A 14,405-nucleotide genomic window follows, 5' to 3' on the forward strand; every position below is an offset into this window, starting at 1 on the left:
AAAAAAGACAGCAATTATACACTGCTGTCTTTATTCTTTAATGCCCTTCCATATCCATGCCTTCCATTGAATCCTTTGATTTATTTGGGTCCTCTGGTTCACTTGGTGTACCGATAATAAATTCCTTCTTAGGCATATTGTGCATATCTCTAGCTGTTACGTGTGAAATAATATAATACGTTCCTTCTTGTGCAAACGACCTTTCTAAGCGATAGACTCCATTTTCAGAATGCTCAACCACTACCTTTTCGTGGTTTTCATCGTTAGCAAGCCAAATTTCAAATTTCACCTCATCTGCGTCTTCAACATTCTCTTCTCCCTGTGTTACCTTTGCTTCAAATATAATCGGTTCATTCGCTTGTCCGTGCTCGGGTGTAACAGTCAACTCGACTTCAACAAACTCAGGCAGCTCTTTATCAGCTTGATTTTGATTGTCTTTAGTACCGCAAGCACCGAGGACCAATAAGACTAAACTCAATAGACATAGCAATTTAATTTTTTTCATGTTTAACTCTCCTTTATCAAATTCTCCATAATTCCATTGTGGACATGGATAAGTGATACTTTAGTTTCATTTGAGATGGTAGACTGTGTGATTCTGCTAATCGCGGAATAGTATTTTTCAAATTTACTCTTCCGTATTCTCGGATGAGAGTTCTCATCAAGCAGTTCTCTCTTTATTGCTTCTTTTAAAGTCTCCTCACTGCTTCTATCACTAGTAGCTAGCATTCGGTTATTCCAAACCATTCGATACTCAGCTAGTAATTCATCAAAATTGATATTTACGATTGTCAATAACCCCACCTCCATATCTCCTCAATTGCATTGTTACATACTTTCCAATATTATTGCAAAAAATAGATTTTAACAACACCTTGAAAGGAGTTTTAAATGTCTACGCCTTATAAATGTCCTAATTGTAAAACCAATCGAAGTCGTTTTAATATCATTCAACAAGTTGCGCAATCGGTAAAGCTTGACCCGCAATCCGGTGAAGTGATGAAGGAATACAATCAAAATGAATTAGAACCCTTTCACCTTCCATACAAAGGACCTGATTATCGAATCCAATGTGCCTCCTGTGGTCTAATTGAGGACGAAAGGACATTCATTAAATTTGGAGAACAGGCCTAACAGAGAAAACACCTTTAACTTATGCTAAAGGTGTTTTCTCTGTTATTTAAGATTATTCTCTTTTAAAAACGATTCAGAGTCTACTTTCCATGCATCCATCGTTGAAAATCGGATTAAATGGATTACACCACGAAAGTGCTGCCCTCCTCTATTTTTAATAAACCAATCAATTTCAATGGGAACGTCCATACTTATTTCATTTTTTAAATCTTCTGCCGGTAAGATTGGCATCCGGGTAATTCTAACATTCTCAACTTTTCCTAGTACCGGTTTCCATTTAAGCTTCTGTACGGAAATCAACTTTGAAATAAAAGCATCCTGTTGCTTAATACCGGCTATATACGCTTCAACCGTCTCATAAGGTGAGGTCATACTTAAGTATTCTTCTAATTTCCCAGCTGCCTTGAGTATCATCAGCTTATGTGAAAGGTCCATAGCGTTTGTACGATGGGTTGTACTGCCGAAAAAATGGATACAAAAATGCCCTGGAAAATTATTTTTTAAGGCACCCCCACCGTGCGGCATCCCGTGCATCGAACCGGCTATCCATTGATCATCACGAATCACGATGATGGCACGCCGCTTCCAGCTCCATTTTCCTCCGTAAATCTTTTTCATGATATTTGTGTCCTTGGGTGTCAATGGCTGTACGTCGGCATGATGACTGCCTGCACGTCTTTGAACTTTAAACTTCTTCCCTGTTTCAAGATCCAAAACCGTAAACTTTGTATACTTTGGCAGCACATTATTGACTTCTTCCCATGGCAGCATTTCAACTTTGTAACTAATATTTGTTGCTGCTTGAATCCCTTGAGCACAAAGGAGGAATAGAATAACCATCACAAGAACTGTTTTCTTCTTCATCTAATCCCCCTTTACAATGAAAAAATAACTACATTAAAAGAGTTACCTGAAGAAGAAATGTTCATTCATTTTAATTTTGTTTTTTAAAGTTTCTTTCAAGTTTACAAAGCTTTTCCTCAATCTCAGACCACTCAATATTTTCACCGATAAACACCAGATTTAAGGGTAAATTCATCTCTTCCTTCATAAATAATGGCATTCCATAAGAATATTGGAAGAGATATGGTTTTGATAAAGAATCAAATTTAATATAGCCTTTGATTCGATATATCTTTTCAGGTAATCCCTTTAAGAAATCCTCGAAGTCGGAATGACTGATTGGCTCTTGAAATTGATAGACAAACGTAGTCAAATTCAGTGCCTTTTTTGAAAAATCCGCACTGGATTGTTTTGAAAAAGATGAAAGTGTCAGTTTTCTCAATTCATCAATAGAGACATTAGAATAATTGATTAATAAGCAGCGTGCCGCAGAATTGATACCTTGAATTTCGAAAATTATTTTTGACTGCTCTGATTCCGACAATTCATCCATTTTATTAACAAGGATAAAATCTGCGTGTCTAACCTGCTCAAGCAATAATTGATGAACCTGTGGACTCAACGTCTTTCTGTCACGCCATCTTAATCCATCCACCGTTGTTACAATTCCTTTTATCGTAAACTGGTCTGCAAATATGGGGGAAAGGATAGCATCTAGAACTTCAACAGGGTGTGCAGCACCCGTGGTTTCAATATAAATAACCTCTGGTTTCTCGCTCAATAATAAGCCCTGCAGCTGTGCTTCCAGCTTGTCCTGAATAGAACAGCAGATACAGCCCCCCAATAACTCCTTCAAGGCTACATCTTCGTCTCGAGCGACTTCTGAATCAATTGAAACCTTTCCTAGTTCATTCATCATCACAGCGGTTTTTCGGCCTAATAATCGCTCATTTTCAAGCAATTTCTTCAATAGTGTCGTTTTTCCACTTCCTAAAAATCCGGATAATATATATACTTCTGTGTTGGTCATCTCTCTTTACCTCTTTTTCATCTGATATTCCTTTTATTATAGCTGAAATTGGGCTATCAACCAGATAAAAGTAGCTTATAATGGTAGTAAAAGAATATTCAGAAAGGACCTTTCCTCATGATCTATGAGTATGTCTACCCAAAAAGTCTCCTTCATTTTATTAAAAATCCTTCACATGAATCCTTAAAAGACCTTCTCCTACACAATACGGGTGAAACAGATTTCCTTGATTTTAAAACAAAATGGACAGAATTTTCTAAGATGGCGAAACACGTGCTTGCAATTGCGAATTCGGGCGGCGGCTGTATTATTGTTGGTGTCAGTCAAAATGATGAGGGTTCAATTTCCTTAACTGGACTTAATGAAGAAGATTTTTTAGATAAAGCAGATATAGATAATAAATTGGCTAATTTACTGCCAAAATACTTAAAATATCGAACGGAGGATTTTTATTTTAAAAGTGACCAACAAACGTTAAGCTATAAAAGGTTTCAGGTCCTCATCATTGAATATGATCCGAAATATGTGCCCTATACCTCTGTTGTTCAGCGGAATGAGCTTCGTTATGGTGCCATTTATGTTCGACAAGGGACAAAAACCCTTGAAGCAACAAATGATAAACTCGTGGAAATTATTTTACGCAAGGTACAGTCAGGAGGGTCTGGCGTGAATGAATATACCCTGAAAGAGCACCTTGACCAATTAAAGGAATTATATGAGGAGCTTGCCTCACAAAAAAATAATGAATATAGTCAATTTATTGCAGAAGTGATAGAACGTAAAAAAGATAGAATCCGGCAATTATTAGATATTCTTCCTGAAAATTGATAATGCAAAAAACCTGAACCACAAAAATGGTTCAGGCTTTTCATTATTTCATTTCCTCTTTTAGTACCTCAATTGCTTTTTGAAGCTGAGTATCATTATTTTGAATCTGTTCTCTAAGCTTTTCCATTAATTTAAAGGTAGTTTCCCCTTTTAAAATTCCATCAGCGGGTAGATTATTTGCTGTTTGGAAGCTACTAACAGCCTCCTGTGTTTTCTCATCGAAGAATCCATCTTCACGTCCTGGATCATACCCAATAGCCTTTAACATTTTCTGTGCTGATTCAACCTCAGTTGATGAACTTGAAAGCTTCAGCTCTTTGTCGGGATTAATGATGGGTAATGTTGCATAATCAGGGAGTGGAACTTCAATATCAGGCTTAATTCCCTTCTTATGAATCCAATTACCATTTGGCGTAAGCCATTTTGCCGTTGTAAATTTAATGTTGGATTTGTCAGGGAAATCCTTGGCTGTTTGAACGGTTCCTTTTCCAAAGGAATTCTCCCCCACTAGCTTAACACCCGCAGATTCACTTACAGCCCCTGCAAGAATTTCAGAAGCACTGGCACTGCCTTTATCAATTAATACGACCAGCGGGAAGTCTGGATTCCCATCATTTTGTGATGGATATTCCTCGATTTTGCCATTCCGGTCTTCCACTTTTAATAGTAGTTTTCCTTTAGGTACGAACATACTTGAAATACTAATGGCTTCCTCTAATAGTCCGCCTGGATTTTGACGCAAATCTAAGACTAACCCTTTCATCCCTTGTTCCTGCAGTTCATTTAGCTTTGCAGTAAGATCCTTTGAGGTGTTAGTAGAAAAACTTGTGACTTGAACTTTGGCAATACCATCCCCAACCATCTCACCATAAACGGTTTCAATTGGAATATCATCTCGGATAATCGGTACCTTAACAGGAGTGTCCGTTCCCGGTCGCTGAATCGTTAATTCTACCTTTGTTCCCTTTTTTCCACGAATAATGGTTACGGCTTCAGTGGAGGTCATACCCTGCAGGCTTTTTCCATCAACAGACGTAATGATATCATTCGGCCTTAACCCTGCTTTTTCAGCAGGAGAGCCCTTAATCGGTGACACAATCAAAATATGTCCGTCTTTCTCTTGAATCTCAGCACCAATTCCTTGAAAGGAAGAACTAATTGAGGAATGGAAATTTTCCGCTTCCTCCACACTCATATAGTCAGTATAGGGATCGTCTAGAGCTTTTACCATCCCATCAATAGCCCCATTGATCAGTTTTTTCTGATCCAGCTCCTCAAAATATCCATTCTTCAGCGTATCATAGGCAGTGTATAGCTTTTCAAATTCTTGTCTTTCCGTACCAACTGTAATGACTTTTTCATCCCCAAACGATAAAGCAAAGGTTGTAATGCCAGTAGATAGCAATACTAGGAAAAACAAAATCAATATAAACTGGAATTTTTTAATGTGTATATACCCGGATTTCTTATCTGTTACCTGCTCTTGTTCAAGATTTTCTTGATCAACTTTTTGTTCATCCAAAGATTTCACCACTTTCATTTTCCAAAAAATAATATGTAAAACTAGCCCTTAGTGATTAGAATAACATCTTTTATTAAAAAAAACACAAGAAAAGTTATGTAGAAAGAAAAAGGGCACATCCATTTGGTAGGGAGTGCCTGAAATCACTATTAGATTTTCTTAACTTCATTGAAATATTCCTCTAGTGTCCAGTTATTCTTGTACATAATATTTGCTGCCTTCACACCGACATAACGGAAATGCCACGGCTCATACATATAATTTGTAATGTCCTTTTTCTCTTTCGGATACCTCAAAATAAAGCCAAAGCGATGAGCGTTTTCTTTTAGCCACTTACCTTCAGTGGTATTTGCAAAGGCTTCATTTAAATATAATTTATTCGACCTGCTCGAAATATCCATAGCTAACCCAGATTGGTGTTCACTTGCACCCGGAATAGCTACAGCCTGCTCAGCTTTTTCGATACCCACTCTATTTATTTCTGCTTCGTACAACGATTTTTGCCTGCTATAGGAGCGGTATCCCGATACAGCAATAATTTCGATACCATTTTTCGAAGCGTCAGCAAACATTTTCTCTAATGCTTCTGCCGCTTCTTTTCTCATTAAGCTTTTTTCGATATCCTCTTCCTTAAAGGAGAATTCTACTTCTGGCTTGACTAGATCCTCAGGTATATAATCTTCTGGCAAGTAAAACTCTTTGTTTACCAATGCCATGACGTTCGTTGAATTTTGGATAACATTCTTGCCATCAACCTCTTTAATTTCATTGAAGAAAATTGATTCTAAGCTGAGTGGATCATTTATCGGAGATTCGTCTTGTTGGGTTTGTTGTTTATTACTAGAGTCATTAGAAGCGAACGGCAGCTTATCTACTAGTGAATTGATTTGACTACAGCCGCTAAATACAACGGTCATTGACCCAATTAATACCATATTTTTCCATACCATTATTCTCACCTATCTATCTTTCTTTATTCTTTCTGCACTATATCTATTTTCGCCAAAAAAATCAATAAGAAACCTCTTTCCATACTAGAAAGAGGTGGTTTTACCTATTCTTTTGTCGCTGCTTCTAGTGCGACCACAATCATATCATTAAATGTTAATTGTCTTTCTTCCGCAGTTGTTTCTTCACCTGTTAAAATATGATCACTTACAGTTAGTACCGACAATGCTCTTCGGTTAAATTTAGCAGCTAACGTGTATAATGCTGTTGTTTCCATTTCAATGGCAAGAATCTGATACCTTGCCCATTTTTCAAGATCAGCATTATCATTATAGAAAGAGTCTGCAGTAAAAATATTCCCTACTTTTAGACTAAGCCCTTTTTCTACACCTGCGTCATAGGCCTTTTTTAGCAAGTCAAAATCCGCACAAGGAGCGAAATCTACACCTCCAAAGGTTAGACGATTCATATTAGAGTCGGTCGAGCTGGTCATTGCCAAAATAACATCTCTGACTTTAACATCCTTTTGAATCGCTCCGCATGTGCCGACACGAATTAAGTTTTGGACATTGTAGCTGTTCATTAATTCATTTACATAAATAGAAATAGAAGGAACACCCATTCCTGTTCCTTGAACAGAAATTCTCTTCCCTTTATATGTACCTGTATACCCAAACATATTTCTCACTTCATTGTAGCATTTTGCATCTTCTAAAAAGGTTTCTGCAATATATTTAGCCCTTAGCGGGTCTCCAGGTAATAATACCGTTTCAGCAATTTCATTTTCTTTTGCAGCAATATGTACACTCATATAAAAAATCCTCCATTCAATTATAGTGAAGTAAGCAACTTCACACTAGTCAATATATCACAACACTTTTTAGAATGAAAAACCTTTCATCGAAAACGTCATGAATTTTTCTATTTGTGGGAAGCTATTTTTAGATTATCCAAAGGAGGTTCATAAAATTATGGGAAAAAAGCATAGAGCACAAACCAATCGTCCAAAGAAAAATAATCATATTCCACCTGAGGCGATTGAGGCAGAGCATAATGCCCATGCAAAAGAAAATGAAGCATCTGGCGGTCGAAAAAGTAATGGTCAATAACTGATAGAACAAAATAAAACCTAAGGGATTTTCTCCTTAGGTTTTATTTCATCTTATTAGGATTCGATTAACAGGCTGCCACCCGCCTGGTTTTAATTGATAATAATGCTGTCCGCCGCGACCTTCATCTATTAAAATGATATCTCCAGTAGCAAGAAATCTTCCCTGATAATTCGATGGAATTCGATCGGTTACATTAAAGAGACTAAATGTTTTTTCCAAACAACTTTCATGGCTGCCTGCTTGAATGAATGTACGATAGACTTGTTTATACCCTTTGTATTCTCTGTACTTTGGAGTTTGAAAGATTGTCACATCATATTGAATACTCGCTCTTCTGGTTATCGCCTTGATCATCTTATCCCCTCCAATCATTAAAGTAAAAGTATTTACTCTAATAATTAGAGATGAGCCTAGCAGAATCCTCCAGTGAAACCTGTCTTTTTTTGTCGAAAATTAAGAGAATCTTTGTATAACATTCTGAATTTGCTGTTGAAGGGTTGGAATATCAGCCGTTGTTACCGTCATTCTGACATTACTTTCGTCCAAACCAGCTGCCTCTGCAAATAATCCACCCAATCCGCGCGCACGACGGTCAACCTGTAAGAGTAACTCGATTACACCATTTCCTGATGGTCTGAGTACTACTTCTAGCTCATCTAATCTTCCACGGAATGGTCCAGAGGTTGGTACATATTCAAATTCTTGCACAAATGGCAAGCGGCCGCGGACTTTGTAGGATGCTTCTTCACAATCAGCTTCACGCAAACGGAAACCAAGACTGTCCACAGCATTAAAAATGGCATTCATTAATTGATCAGGAACAACTTGAATATAGTCTTTATCTCCTGGGTCCACTGCGTTTTTAATATCTAATCCAGTTGTTACCCAAATTTTTGACCTGCCGATAGAAAGCGGTGTATCTAGTGGAAGCTGGAATGAAAAAGGAATTTCTTTTCTTTCATTTTTTCCAATTGTAAATGGGCTTGTAATTCGGAAACGATCGATGGTAGCTGTCACATTATACTTTTTATCATCTGATTCTTTTAAATAGGTAGTATTTAATGACAAATAGATATCATCTACTTGCTGGTCTACCTTTCCACCTCTAATTTCTACAATACCATTAACTGTTTCTCCCGGCTTATACGTATCCCTCTCGAGCTTTGTGTCAACCGTTGCAGACCCAATTCCTACACTAGCAAATACTTTGTCAAAAAAAGACATTGTTATTTCCTCCCTATACTACAATTAATTTTTGGATATCTGACTTTACTTGTGCACAGCACTCATAACAGTCTTTTATTTGTAAAAGTCTGCTGATGATATGCTTTGCCTGATATGATATCTCCAATTCCTCTTCCCAGCTGCTTTCCTTCATTTTTTTTGAAAAAGAGAAGTTGGAGTAAAGTAAAAACAACAAAAAATGACCAAGGCCATAAAAGTCTGCCTGGGGATTCACCTCTTTGCGCAAATGCCGGATTTGCTTTATCCCGCCTGCTTTCTCATGATTACATTTCCTTGCAAGCCCTAAATCTATAAGTACAATCTTAGAACCATTCGCAATTACATTTGGGATTCGAATATCTCTATGAATTAGCTGCTGTTCATGTAAATAATTTATGTGCTCTAGTAATTGATTAGCAATTCTAAACGCTTCTATCTCTGAATATTTTTGACCATCCTGAAAGATTAACTGTTCAAAATTCTTACCTTCAATATACTCCATTGTATAAAATGGTATGTTTTTGTAAATACCATCTTCGAAAAAACGAGGAAACCCGGAGTGATTAATGGATTGGAGCAGGGCTTTTTCAAGCTCAAAATCCCTTTTTCCTGACTTCGTGATTCTTTTATGGATGCGTAAGGCTTTTAGTACTTTCATTTGCTGCGAAACCTGATCAAATACTAAGTAACTATTTCCATAGCTTCCAACGCCTAAATGGTTGATAATCTCGTATCGCTCTCCAATGATTTCATTTGGCTGAAATCTACTTTCCATTATGTTAGCAGCAAATAAAGTCATTCTTTTAAACATATAAGTAATTAACTACTAAAGAAGCTGGAAAAGAAACTACCGCTTTTATGCTTCTTTTTATAGTGCTGGTGTCCTAGGTGCTTATGTTTGTGATGGTTCATTTTCTTCCAAGCATTACTTGAATGTGAATATTTTTTTTGATGATGAAGTTTACTTCCAAGAATTGATTTTAAAATCTTTTTAAGCATCCATCATTCCTCCTCATCTTCGCTATTCTTAATACGGTAAAGAAATAGTAAAGTTTCACCAATTAATGAAAAATAGCAAAAAAATATCACAAACAAAAAGCGAGCAGGTTCATATGCTCGTCTTTCGCTACTTCTTATTAAAAAGATGAATACAGTATCGTGATATTTTACCTATTCATCTTCTACTTCTTCGTCGATAATACTTTTCTCGATGAGATACTCGAAGGTGATATCAGCGATTTCTTCCAATTCTTCTTCCGTAGGAACGTATCCTCTTTTCACCAGCTCATGAAAGAAAAATTCAGCAATCTCCTCTGTATCAATAAATACTTCAATTTCTCTCATAGCATCGCCCCCTTTTTACGAATGTATGATGAATTCTGCACATTCATGCTATTTACTTCTAGAAGAATCGGTAAATATTCTGCAGCTTAAACATAGAGTGCAAAATAAAAGATAAATATGTCTTTTTTTCTTTGGACAAGCATAGGATATATAAAAAATATGATTATGAGGTGAAAGTATGTCAAACCTACAAGCGAAATTTGAAGCTATTCTTGATGATGTGAATAAGGAAGATGGATTGATCATCACTGCCTTTGAAAAGATTTTAGAGAGTCAATTTTTTCTAATAAAATGGGGTGGGATTCCTTTGGTCATTTATTTATTCATCGCAATTTCAAGGTGGTAGAAGCTAGACCTGGCTTTTACCATCGTCATTTACAATACTCTTTAATTTCCTTAAAATGACACGCATAACTTGAAAATACTCCTGGTCGTGAAACATGGTATATAAAATTTTGTAATCATTAAATATATCTAATAAATTATCGATTAGCTGCTTCTTTTCCTTTTTCCGTTCAATTTCTTCTAGTTCTGCTTTTCTCACAATATTCTTTTGTGTTTTTGAAATTGCGACCTGCTGCTTTTCTTCGTTATTGACTAAATACAGGAGTCCTAGTTTTTGAATAAACGTGTCCGCACTCTCAGCGTCTGCAACGAGTGTCATTTCCTCTTCACCCGCTTCCAGCCATTCCCCATCACTTATTCTGGAAAGTTCGTAGATAACATCTTCCCATGCATCTTCTTTGTAGCGCCAAATTTCTGTTCGAAACCCGACAATCTTAAACAAATCTGCGCCATATCCGGCGACTTGAACTAAATCTCCGAAAAAGAATTTATATTCAATATCTATTTGTTCTTGTTCCACCAAATCTCCTTCATACTCTGAAAGGAGCTGCAGTCCAGATTCAACAAAAAGACCATCACTTTTGTTCACTTCGTACACATAATTCCCGTCAATCAACTTGACATCGGTTATTTTGCCAACAGTACCATACATCGTTATCACGACCGTATCACCGACCTTATACTTCGGTATATTCCTTCTTTTCATATCCTCCATCCTCTCAATGATGAGTCGTGAATTTTGATTACAATAGTATATGCACCAATGGATGTACCCGCTCACAATGGTAAAAAAGAAAAATCGCCTCTTTTTGCAGAGACGATTTAATGAGTTTTACATAAATATAATTAACTTTCTGATACCAAATAAAGCTCCCAGGCCTCATCAAATATAGTCATGGACTCTAGATAATGACCATTCAATTCCAAGTAAGTACTGAGCTCATGGTAGTCTTCCGATGTTTTTGGGAAGCTGTGGTCCAAAAAAGCCTCATTCGCAAAAACACTGATGGCATCCTTTGGTTCTGGGTGCCGGTATTTCATTAAAAAGTGATAAAAGGATTTAAACATACATAGCGCCTTTCTTTCTATTCTGGGACAAAAATTGATTTAACTTAAAGATACTATAACAGATAAAGATTTGATATAATTTTACCAAATATATAGGAACTGAGGTACAAACATTGGCAAAGAAAAAATTTCAATACTGGTTAATTCAAGTCTTGTTAATAGTAACCATCATTTGGGTTTCAACTAAGATATCCTTCTTATTTGAACCAATCGGAATCTTTTTTTCAACGATTTTTTTCCCCATTCTGATAACAGGTTTTCTTTACTTTTTACTTAATCCAGTTGTTAATTTTCTACAGCGCCATAAAGTGCCTAGATTATTAGCCATCATTATCATTTATGTTGTATTTATACTCATTTGTGTCCTTGCAATTGGAAATTTAATTCCTGCGATTACAAAACAATTTACGGCTCTCGCTAACGAACTTCCAATATATGCTAACAAAACCATGCAATTTTTTGATAATGTCATGAAGTCATCTGAATTTAAATGGATCATGGACGAGCAAAAGGATCTTCTTGAAACTGTGCAGGAAAGGCTCATAGAATTTGCAAATACCCTGCCAAACACCATTACAGGCAGCATAACGAATATACTTGGTGTAATAACCAATATTGCTATCATTTTAGTCACGGTTCCTTTTTTGTTATTCTACATGTTTAAAGATGGACACAAGTTTCCTACAGCAATCTCGAAATTTCTTCCCAACCCATACAGGGAAGAAGGCTTATCCATTCTTAAAGAGACAGGTGATACACTATCTGCTTATATTCAGGGCCAAGTTACAGTAGCATTGGCTGTGGGCACGCTGGCGTTTATCGGATACTTGATTATAGATTTACCCTTTGCACTTGTCATGGCCTTAATCGTAGCATTTACTAACATTATTCCTTATATCGGTCCAATTCTTGGAGGAGCACCTGCGGTAATCGTAGCTTTATTCGATTCTCCAACAAAAGCATTGTTAGTTATAGTAGTTATTCTCATTGCGCAACAAGTGGAAGGGAATGTATTATCACCGCTCATTCTTGGAAAAAGCTTGGACACCCATCCAGCAACCATCATTATTATCTTACTAGCTGCCGGTAATCTGGCAGGGGTCTTAGGGATGGTACTGGCAATCCCATTTTATGCAGTCATGAAAACCATTGTCTTAAACCTAGTTAAGTTTTTACGAGCGAGAAAAAACGCAGCAAAACCTATACAAACTGAGTAAAGAAAGAACCCCTATCGGCTGCTGATAGGGGTTTTTGAGTTAGGAAGTAAAATCAAAATAATTTCTCTTCAAAAGCTTTGGAAGAGACATTAACTCTTTATAGCTGATGCTATTTCCAATTTTCTTCGTATCAATTAGGAATAATTGATCCTCTATTTCCTTCGTTATTTCATCTGTTTGATACACCATGTTACAATCCTCGCAAACGACTGCGGGGGTTTCTATAATTTGAATGGCTCTTGTGCCGTCAGGAAGCTCCCAATAAACAATATTCTCCCCATTTTCAGCAGCGCTCCCGCACCAGTCACAGACTAATCCCATCTTCATCCCCTCTATTCTTTCGATGTAGAGTTACCATCGGAATCTTTATTTTCAGCAGGTGCTGGTTTGTTTTGAAGAGCTTGGAATTTCTTTTCCTTCAACTCATCACGCTTGCTTCGTTTATCCTTCAAGGTGGTATGGGAAGGATTTTGATTGTATTCTTTTCGGCGATTTAATCTCTGTAAGCCCTCAGGGACTAGGTTGAAATGCTGGTCGTTCATAATTCCGGCAATCCCAACATTTGAGCGTTTTTCCTCCATATCTGGATAAATCTCTTTAAAATAATCTTCTGCTGTTCCAGGCTGATAATTTTCTGGTTCCGGATAAGAGGTAATCACACCTTCAAAATTCCTAAGGACAACTTTTTCTGCACTTTGTGAAATTAAATAATTCGGCTGAAGTGAAATCTTACCGCCGCCGCCAGGACCATCGAGCACAAAAGTCGGCACTGCATAGCCACTTGTATGTCCGCGGAGGCCTTCAATAATTTCAAGTCCTTTGGAAACAGGTGCCCGGAAGTGACCAATTCCTTCGGATAAATCACATTGATAAATATAATATGGGCGTACACGGATTTTCACGAGGTCATGCATAAGCTTTTTCATTATCGGCACACTGTCGTTGATGCCTGCGAGGATGACCGATTGGTTTCCGACTGGAACACCAGAATTAGCTAGCATTTCACATGCCTTTTTAGATTCCTCTGTGATTTCGATTGATGTATTAAAATGAGTATTCAACCAAATCGGATGGTATTTTTTTAAGATGTTACAAAGGTTTTCAGTAATTCTTTGCGGGAATACCACTGGGGCTCTTGTTCCAATCCGAATAATTTCAACATGGTCAATTTCACGAAGATTTTTCAAAATATATTCAAGAATATTATCATTTATCAGCAGTCCATCGCCCCCAGAAATTAACACATCCCGTACTTGTGGGGTTTGCCGGATATAATTAATCGCTGCATCTAGCTGCTTCTTTGGTACGCCCATTCCAATTTGTCCTGAGAATCTTCTTCTCGTACAGTAACGGCAATACATCGAACACTGGTTGGTGACAAGAAATAGAACGCGATCTGGATAACGGTGTGTCAACCCAGGTACTGGTGAATCTTCATCCTCATAAAGTGGATCTTCAAGGTCATATTTCGTTTTATGAATTTCTTTAGAGATTGGAACGGACTGCATCCGAATCGGACAGCGTGGGTCATCAGGGTTCATAAGCGAAGCATAGTAGGGTGTTATATTTAAGGGAATGGTTTTGGTTGAGATTCTTACTCCTTCTTCTTCATCAGGAGTTAGGTTGATTACCTTTTTTAAATCTTCCAGTGTGCGAATGGTATTTGTTAGCTGCCAGAGCCAATCATTCCATTGCTCTTCACTTACGTCTTTCCATAGTTCTATATCTTTCCAATGCCTATCCGGCTTATATAATGTCTGTTTCATTTTTTAATTCCTCCTTACCCTGCT

At 37.2% G+C, this 14,405-nt stretch carries 21 protein-coding genes; 5 read left to right on the top strand and 16 right to left on the bottom strand.

The window, feature by feature from the left end:
- Window positions 1-37 precede the first annotated feature (37 nt).
- Both M3189_RS15455 and M3189_RS15460 read right to left on the bottom strand, forming a co-directional pair.
- Window positions 38-505, bottom strand: a complete 468-nt coding sequence (locus M3189_RS15455; protein ID WP_251634971.1) for a FixH family protein — start codon at window positions 503-505, stop codon at window positions 38-40.
- Between the two features lie 2 nt (window positions 506-507).
- Entirely contained in the window at window positions 508-795 is a 288-nt protein-coding gene (locus tag M3189_RS15460) for a hypothetical protein (protein WP_251634972.1), read from the bottom strand.
- Between the two features lie 96 nt (window positions 796-891).
- Here M3189_RS15460 and M3189_RS15465 point away from each other — a divergent pair, with 96 nt between their 5' ends.
- Window positions 892-1,134 (top strand): DNA alkylation repair protein, encoded by a 243-nt coding sequence (locus M3189_RS15465; RefSeq protein ID WP_251634973.1) that lies wholly within the window; start codon window positions 892-894, stop codon window positions 1,132-1,134.
- Between the two features lie 42 nt (window positions 1,135-1,176).
- On the opposite strand, the gene M3189_RS15470 is transcribed toward M3189_RS15465, so the two are convergent.
- The gene (locus tag M3189_RS15470; RefSeq protein ID WP_251634974.1) at window positions 1,177-1,998 is read right to left on the bottom strand and encodes a hypothetical protein; all 822 of its coding nucleotides are present in this window, start codon (window positions 1,996-1,998) and stop codon (window positions 1,177-1,179) included.
- A 70-nt stretch (window positions 1,999-2,068) separates the two neighbouring features.
- A complete protein-coding gene (locus M3189_RS15475) occupies window positions 2,069-3,007 on the bottom strand; it encodes a CobW family GTP-binding protein (RefSeq protein WP_251634975.1) in 939 nt (312 codons plus the stop codon).
- A 117-nt stretch (window positions 3,008-3,124) separates the two neighbouring features.
- Between M3189_RS15475 and M3189_RS15480 the strand changes: the two genes are divergently transcribed.
- The gene (locus M3189_RS15480) at window positions 3,125-3,835 is read left to right on the top strand and encodes an AlbA family DNA-binding domain-containing protein (RefSeq protein ID WP_251634976.1); all 711 of its coding nucleotides are present in this window, start codon (window positions 3,125-3,127) and stop codon (window positions 3,833-3,835) included.
- Between the two features lie 43 nt (window positions 3,836-3,878).
- On the opposite strand, the gene M3189_RS15485 is transcribed toward M3189_RS15480, so the two are convergent.
- The 3 genes from M3189_RS15485 to deoD all read right to left on the bottom strand — a co-directional run bounded on the left by M3189_RS15485 (window position 3,879) and on the right by deoD (window position 7,116).
- Window positions 3,879-5,375, bottom strand: a complete 1,497-nt coding sequence (locus M3189_RS15485) for a S41 family peptidase (protein WP_251634977.1) — start codon at window positions 5,373-5,375, stop codon at window positions 3,879-3,881.
- Window positions 5,376-5,506: 131 nt separating this feature from the next.
- Window positions 5,507-6,307 carry a M15 family metallopeptidase gene (locus M3189_RS15490; protein WP_251634978.1) on the bottom strand — a complete coding sequence of 267 codons (801 nt, stop codon included), beginning with the start codon at window positions 6,305-6,307 and terminating at the stop codon, window positions 5,507-5,509.
- Window positions 6,308-6,411: 104 nt separating this feature from the next.
- On the bottom strand, window positions 6,412-7,116 hold the full coding sequence (gene deoD, locus M3189_RS15495; protein WP_251634979.1) for a purine-nucleoside phosphorylase: 705 nt from the start codon (window positions 7,114-7,116) through the stop codon (window positions 6,412-6,414).
- 160 nt (window positions 7,117-7,276) lie between these two features.
- Between deoD and M3189_RS15500 the strand changes: the two genes are divergently transcribed.
- The gene (locus M3189_RS15500; RefSeq protein WP_095250585.1) at window positions 7,277-7,414 is read left to right on the top strand and encodes a hypothetical protein; all 138 of its coding nucleotides are present in this window, start codon (window positions 7,277-7,279) and stop codon (window positions 7,412-7,414) included.
- Between the two features lie 48 nt (window positions 7,415-7,462).
- Here M3189_RS15500 and M3189_RS15505 read toward each other — a convergent pair whose 3' ends face one another.
- The 5 genes from M3189_RS15505 to M3189_RS15525 form a co-directional block, all read right to left on the bottom strand.
- A complete protein-coding gene (locus M3189_RS15505; RefSeq protein ID WP_251634980.1) occupies window positions 7,463-7,771 on the bottom strand; it encodes a YodL domain-containing protein in 309 nt (102 codons plus the stop codon).
- A 99-nt stretch (window positions 7,772-7,870) separates the two neighbouring features.
- Complete coding sequence (locus M3189_RS15510) at window positions 7,871-8,641, bottom strand: sporulation protein (RefSeq protein WP_251634981.1); 771 nt, start codon at window positions 8,639-8,641, stop codon at window positions 7,871-7,873.
- A 13-nt stretch (window positions 8,642-8,654) separates the two neighbouring features.
- Window positions 8,655-9,416, bottom strand: a complete 762-nt coding sequence (locus M3189_RS15515) for a serine/threonine protein kinase (protein WP_251634982.1) — start codon at window positions 9,414-9,416, stop codon at window positions 8,655-8,657.
- Between the two features lie 44 nt (window positions 9,417-9,460).
- On the bottom strand, window positions 9,461-9,640 hold the full coding sequence (locus M3189_RS15520) for a hypothetical protein (RefSeq protein ID WP_133367100.1): 180 nt from the start codon (window positions 9,638-9,640) through the stop codon (window positions 9,461-9,463).
- A gap of 171 nt (window positions 9,641-9,811) precedes the next feature.
- Window positions 9,812-9,985 carry a YozD family protein gene (locus M3189_RS15525; RefSeq protein WP_081954691.1) on the bottom strand — a complete coding sequence of 58 codons (174 nt, stop codon included), beginning with the start codon at window positions 9,983-9,985 and terminating at the stop codon, window positions 9,812-9,814.
- A gap of 178 nt (window positions 9,986-10,163) precedes the next feature.
- Here M3189_RS15525 and M3189_RS15530 point away from each other — a divergent pair, with 178 nt between their 5' ends.
- Entirely contained in the window at window positions 10,164-10,331 is a 168-nt protein-coding gene (locus M3189_RS15530) for a hypothetical protein (RefSeq protein WP_251634983.1), read from the top strand.
- Between the two features lie 3 nt (window positions 10,332-10,334).
- On the opposite strand, the gene M3189_RS15535 is transcribed toward M3189_RS15530, so the two are convergent.
- On the bottom strand, window positions 10,335-11,045 hold the full coding sequence (locus M3189_RS15535; RefSeq protein WP_251634984.1) for a hypothetical protein: 711 nt from the start codon (window positions 11,043-11,045) through the stop codon (window positions 10,335-10,337).
- Between the two features lie 131 nt (window positions 11,046-11,176).
- Complete coding sequence (locus M3189_RS15540) at window positions 11,177-11,398, bottom strand: YozE family protein (RefSeq protein ID WP_251634985.1); 222 nt, start codon at window positions 11,396-11,398, stop codon at window positions 11,177-11,179.
- 113 nt (window positions 11,399-11,511) lie between these two features.
- Between M3189_RS15540 and M3189_RS15545 the strand changes: the two genes are divergently transcribed.
- The gene (locus M3189_RS15545; RefSeq protein ID WP_251634986.1) at window positions 11,512-12,615 is read left to right on the top strand and encodes an AI-2E family transporter; all 1,104 of its coding nucleotides are present in this window, start codon (window positions 11,512-11,514) and stop codon (window positions 12,613-12,615) included.
- 39 nt (window positions 12,616-12,654) lie between these two features.
- Here the strand turns inward: M3189_RS15545 and M3189_RS15550 are convergent, their stop codons facing one another.
- Together M3189_RS15550 and ablA are read right to left on the bottom strand one after the other, a co-directional pair.
- Window positions 12,655-12,936 carry a YokU family protein gene (locus M3189_RS15550; protein WP_251634987.1) on the bottom strand — a complete coding sequence of 94 codons (282 nt, stop codon included), beginning with the start codon at window positions 12,934-12,936 and terminating at the stop codon, window positions 12,655-12,657.
- A gap of 11 nt (window positions 12,937-12,947) precedes the next feature.
- Window positions 12,948-14,381: a lysine 2,3-aminomutase gene (gene ablA, locus M3189_RS15555; protein ID WP_251634988.1), complete on the bottom strand. Its 1,434-nt coding sequence runs from the start codon at window positions 14,379-14,381 to the stop codon at window positions 12,948-12,950.
- Window positions 14,382-14,405: the final 24 nt, after the last annotated feature.

It is taken from the genome of Neobacillus niacini, assembly GCF_023715415.1.
GTDB classification, from domain to species: Bacteria; Bacillota; Bacilli; order Bacillales; family Cytobacillaceae; genus Neobacillus; species Neobacillus niacini_C.

What these genes read in the sequence shown, in the direction of transcription:
- M3189_RS15455 (WP_251634971.1), bottom strand. Translation starts at nt 505, where the DNA reads ATGAAAAAAATTAAATTGCTATGTCTATTGAGTTTAGTCTTATTGGTC.
- M3189_RS15465 (WP_251634973.1), top strand. Translation starts at nt 892, where the DNA reads ATGTCTACGCCTTATAAATGTCCTAATTGTAAAACCAATCGAAGTCGT.
- M3189_RS15470 (WP_251634974.1), bottom strand. Translation starts at nt 1,998, where the DNA reads ATGAAGAAGAAAACAGTTCTTGTGATGGTTATTCTATTCCTCCTTTGT.
- M3189_RS15475 (WP_251634975.1), bottom strand. Translation starts at nt 3,007, where the DNA reads ATGACCAACACAGAAGTATATATATTATCCGGATTTTTAGGAAGTGGA.
- M3189_RS15480 (WP_251634976.1), top strand. Translation starts at nt 3,125, where the DNA reads ATGATCTATGAGTATGTCTACCCAAAAAGTCTCCTTCATTTTATTAAA.
- M3189_RS15485 (WP_251634977.1), bottom strand. Translation starts at nt 5,375, where the DNA reads ATGAAAGTGGTGAAATCTTTGGATGAACAAAAAGTTGATCAAGAAAAT.
- M3189_RS15490 (WP_251634978.1), bottom strand. Translation starts at nt 6,307, where the DNA reads ATGGTATGGAAAAATATGGTATTAATTGGGTCAATGACCGTTGTATTT.
- deoD (WP_251634979.1), bottom strand. Translation starts at nt 7,116, where the DNA reads ATGAGTGTACATATTGCTGCAAAAGAAAATGAAATTGCTGAAACGGTA.
- M3189_RS15500 (WP_095250585.1), top strand. Translation starts at nt 7,277, where the DNA reads ATGGGAAAAAAGCATAGAGCACAAACCAATCGTCCAAAGAAAAATAAT.
- M3189_RS15505 (WP_251634980.1), bottom strand. Translation starts at nt 7,771, where the DNA reads ATGATCAAGGCGATAACCAGAAGAGCGAGTATTCAATATGATGTGACA.
- M3189_RS15510 (WP_251634981.1), bottom strand. Translation starts at nt 8,641, where the DNA reads ATGTCTTTTTTTGACAAAGTATTTGCTAGTGTAGGAATTGGGTCTGCA.
- M3189_RS15515 (WP_251634982.1), bottom strand. Translation starts at nt 9,416, where the DNA reads ATGGAAAGTAGATTTCAGCCAAATGAAATCATTGGAGAGCGATACGAG.
- M3189_RS15520 (WP_133367100.1), bottom strand. Translation starts at nt 9,640, where the DNA reads ATGCTTAAAAAGATTTTAAAATCAATTCTTGGAAGTAAACTTCATCAT.
- M3189_RS15525 (WP_081954691.1), bottom strand. Translation starts at nt 9,985, where the DNA reads ATGAGAGAAATTGAAGTATTTATTGATACAGAGGAGATTGCTGAATTT.
- M3189_RS15530 (WP_251634983.1), top strand. Translation starts at nt 10,164, where the DNA reads ATGTCAAACCTACAAGCGAAATTTGAAGCTATTCTTGATGATGTGAAT.
- M3189_RS15535 (WP_251634984.1), bottom strand. Translation starts at nt 11,045, where the DNA reads ATGGAGGATATGAAAAGAAGGAATATACCGAAGTATAAGGTCGGTGAT.
- M3189_RS15540 (WP_251634985.1), bottom strand. Translation starts at nt 11,398, where the DNA reads ATGTTTAAATCCTTTTATCACTTTTTAATGAAATACCGGCACCCAGAA.
- M3189_RS15550 (WP_251634987.1), bottom strand. Translation starts at nt 12,936, where the DNA reads ATGGGATTAGTCTGTGACTGGTGCGGGAGCGCTGCTGAAAATGGGGAG.
- ablA (WP_251634988.1), bottom strand. Translation starts at nt 14,381, where the DNA reads ATGAAACAGACATTATATAAGCCGGATAGGCATTGGAAAGATATAGAA.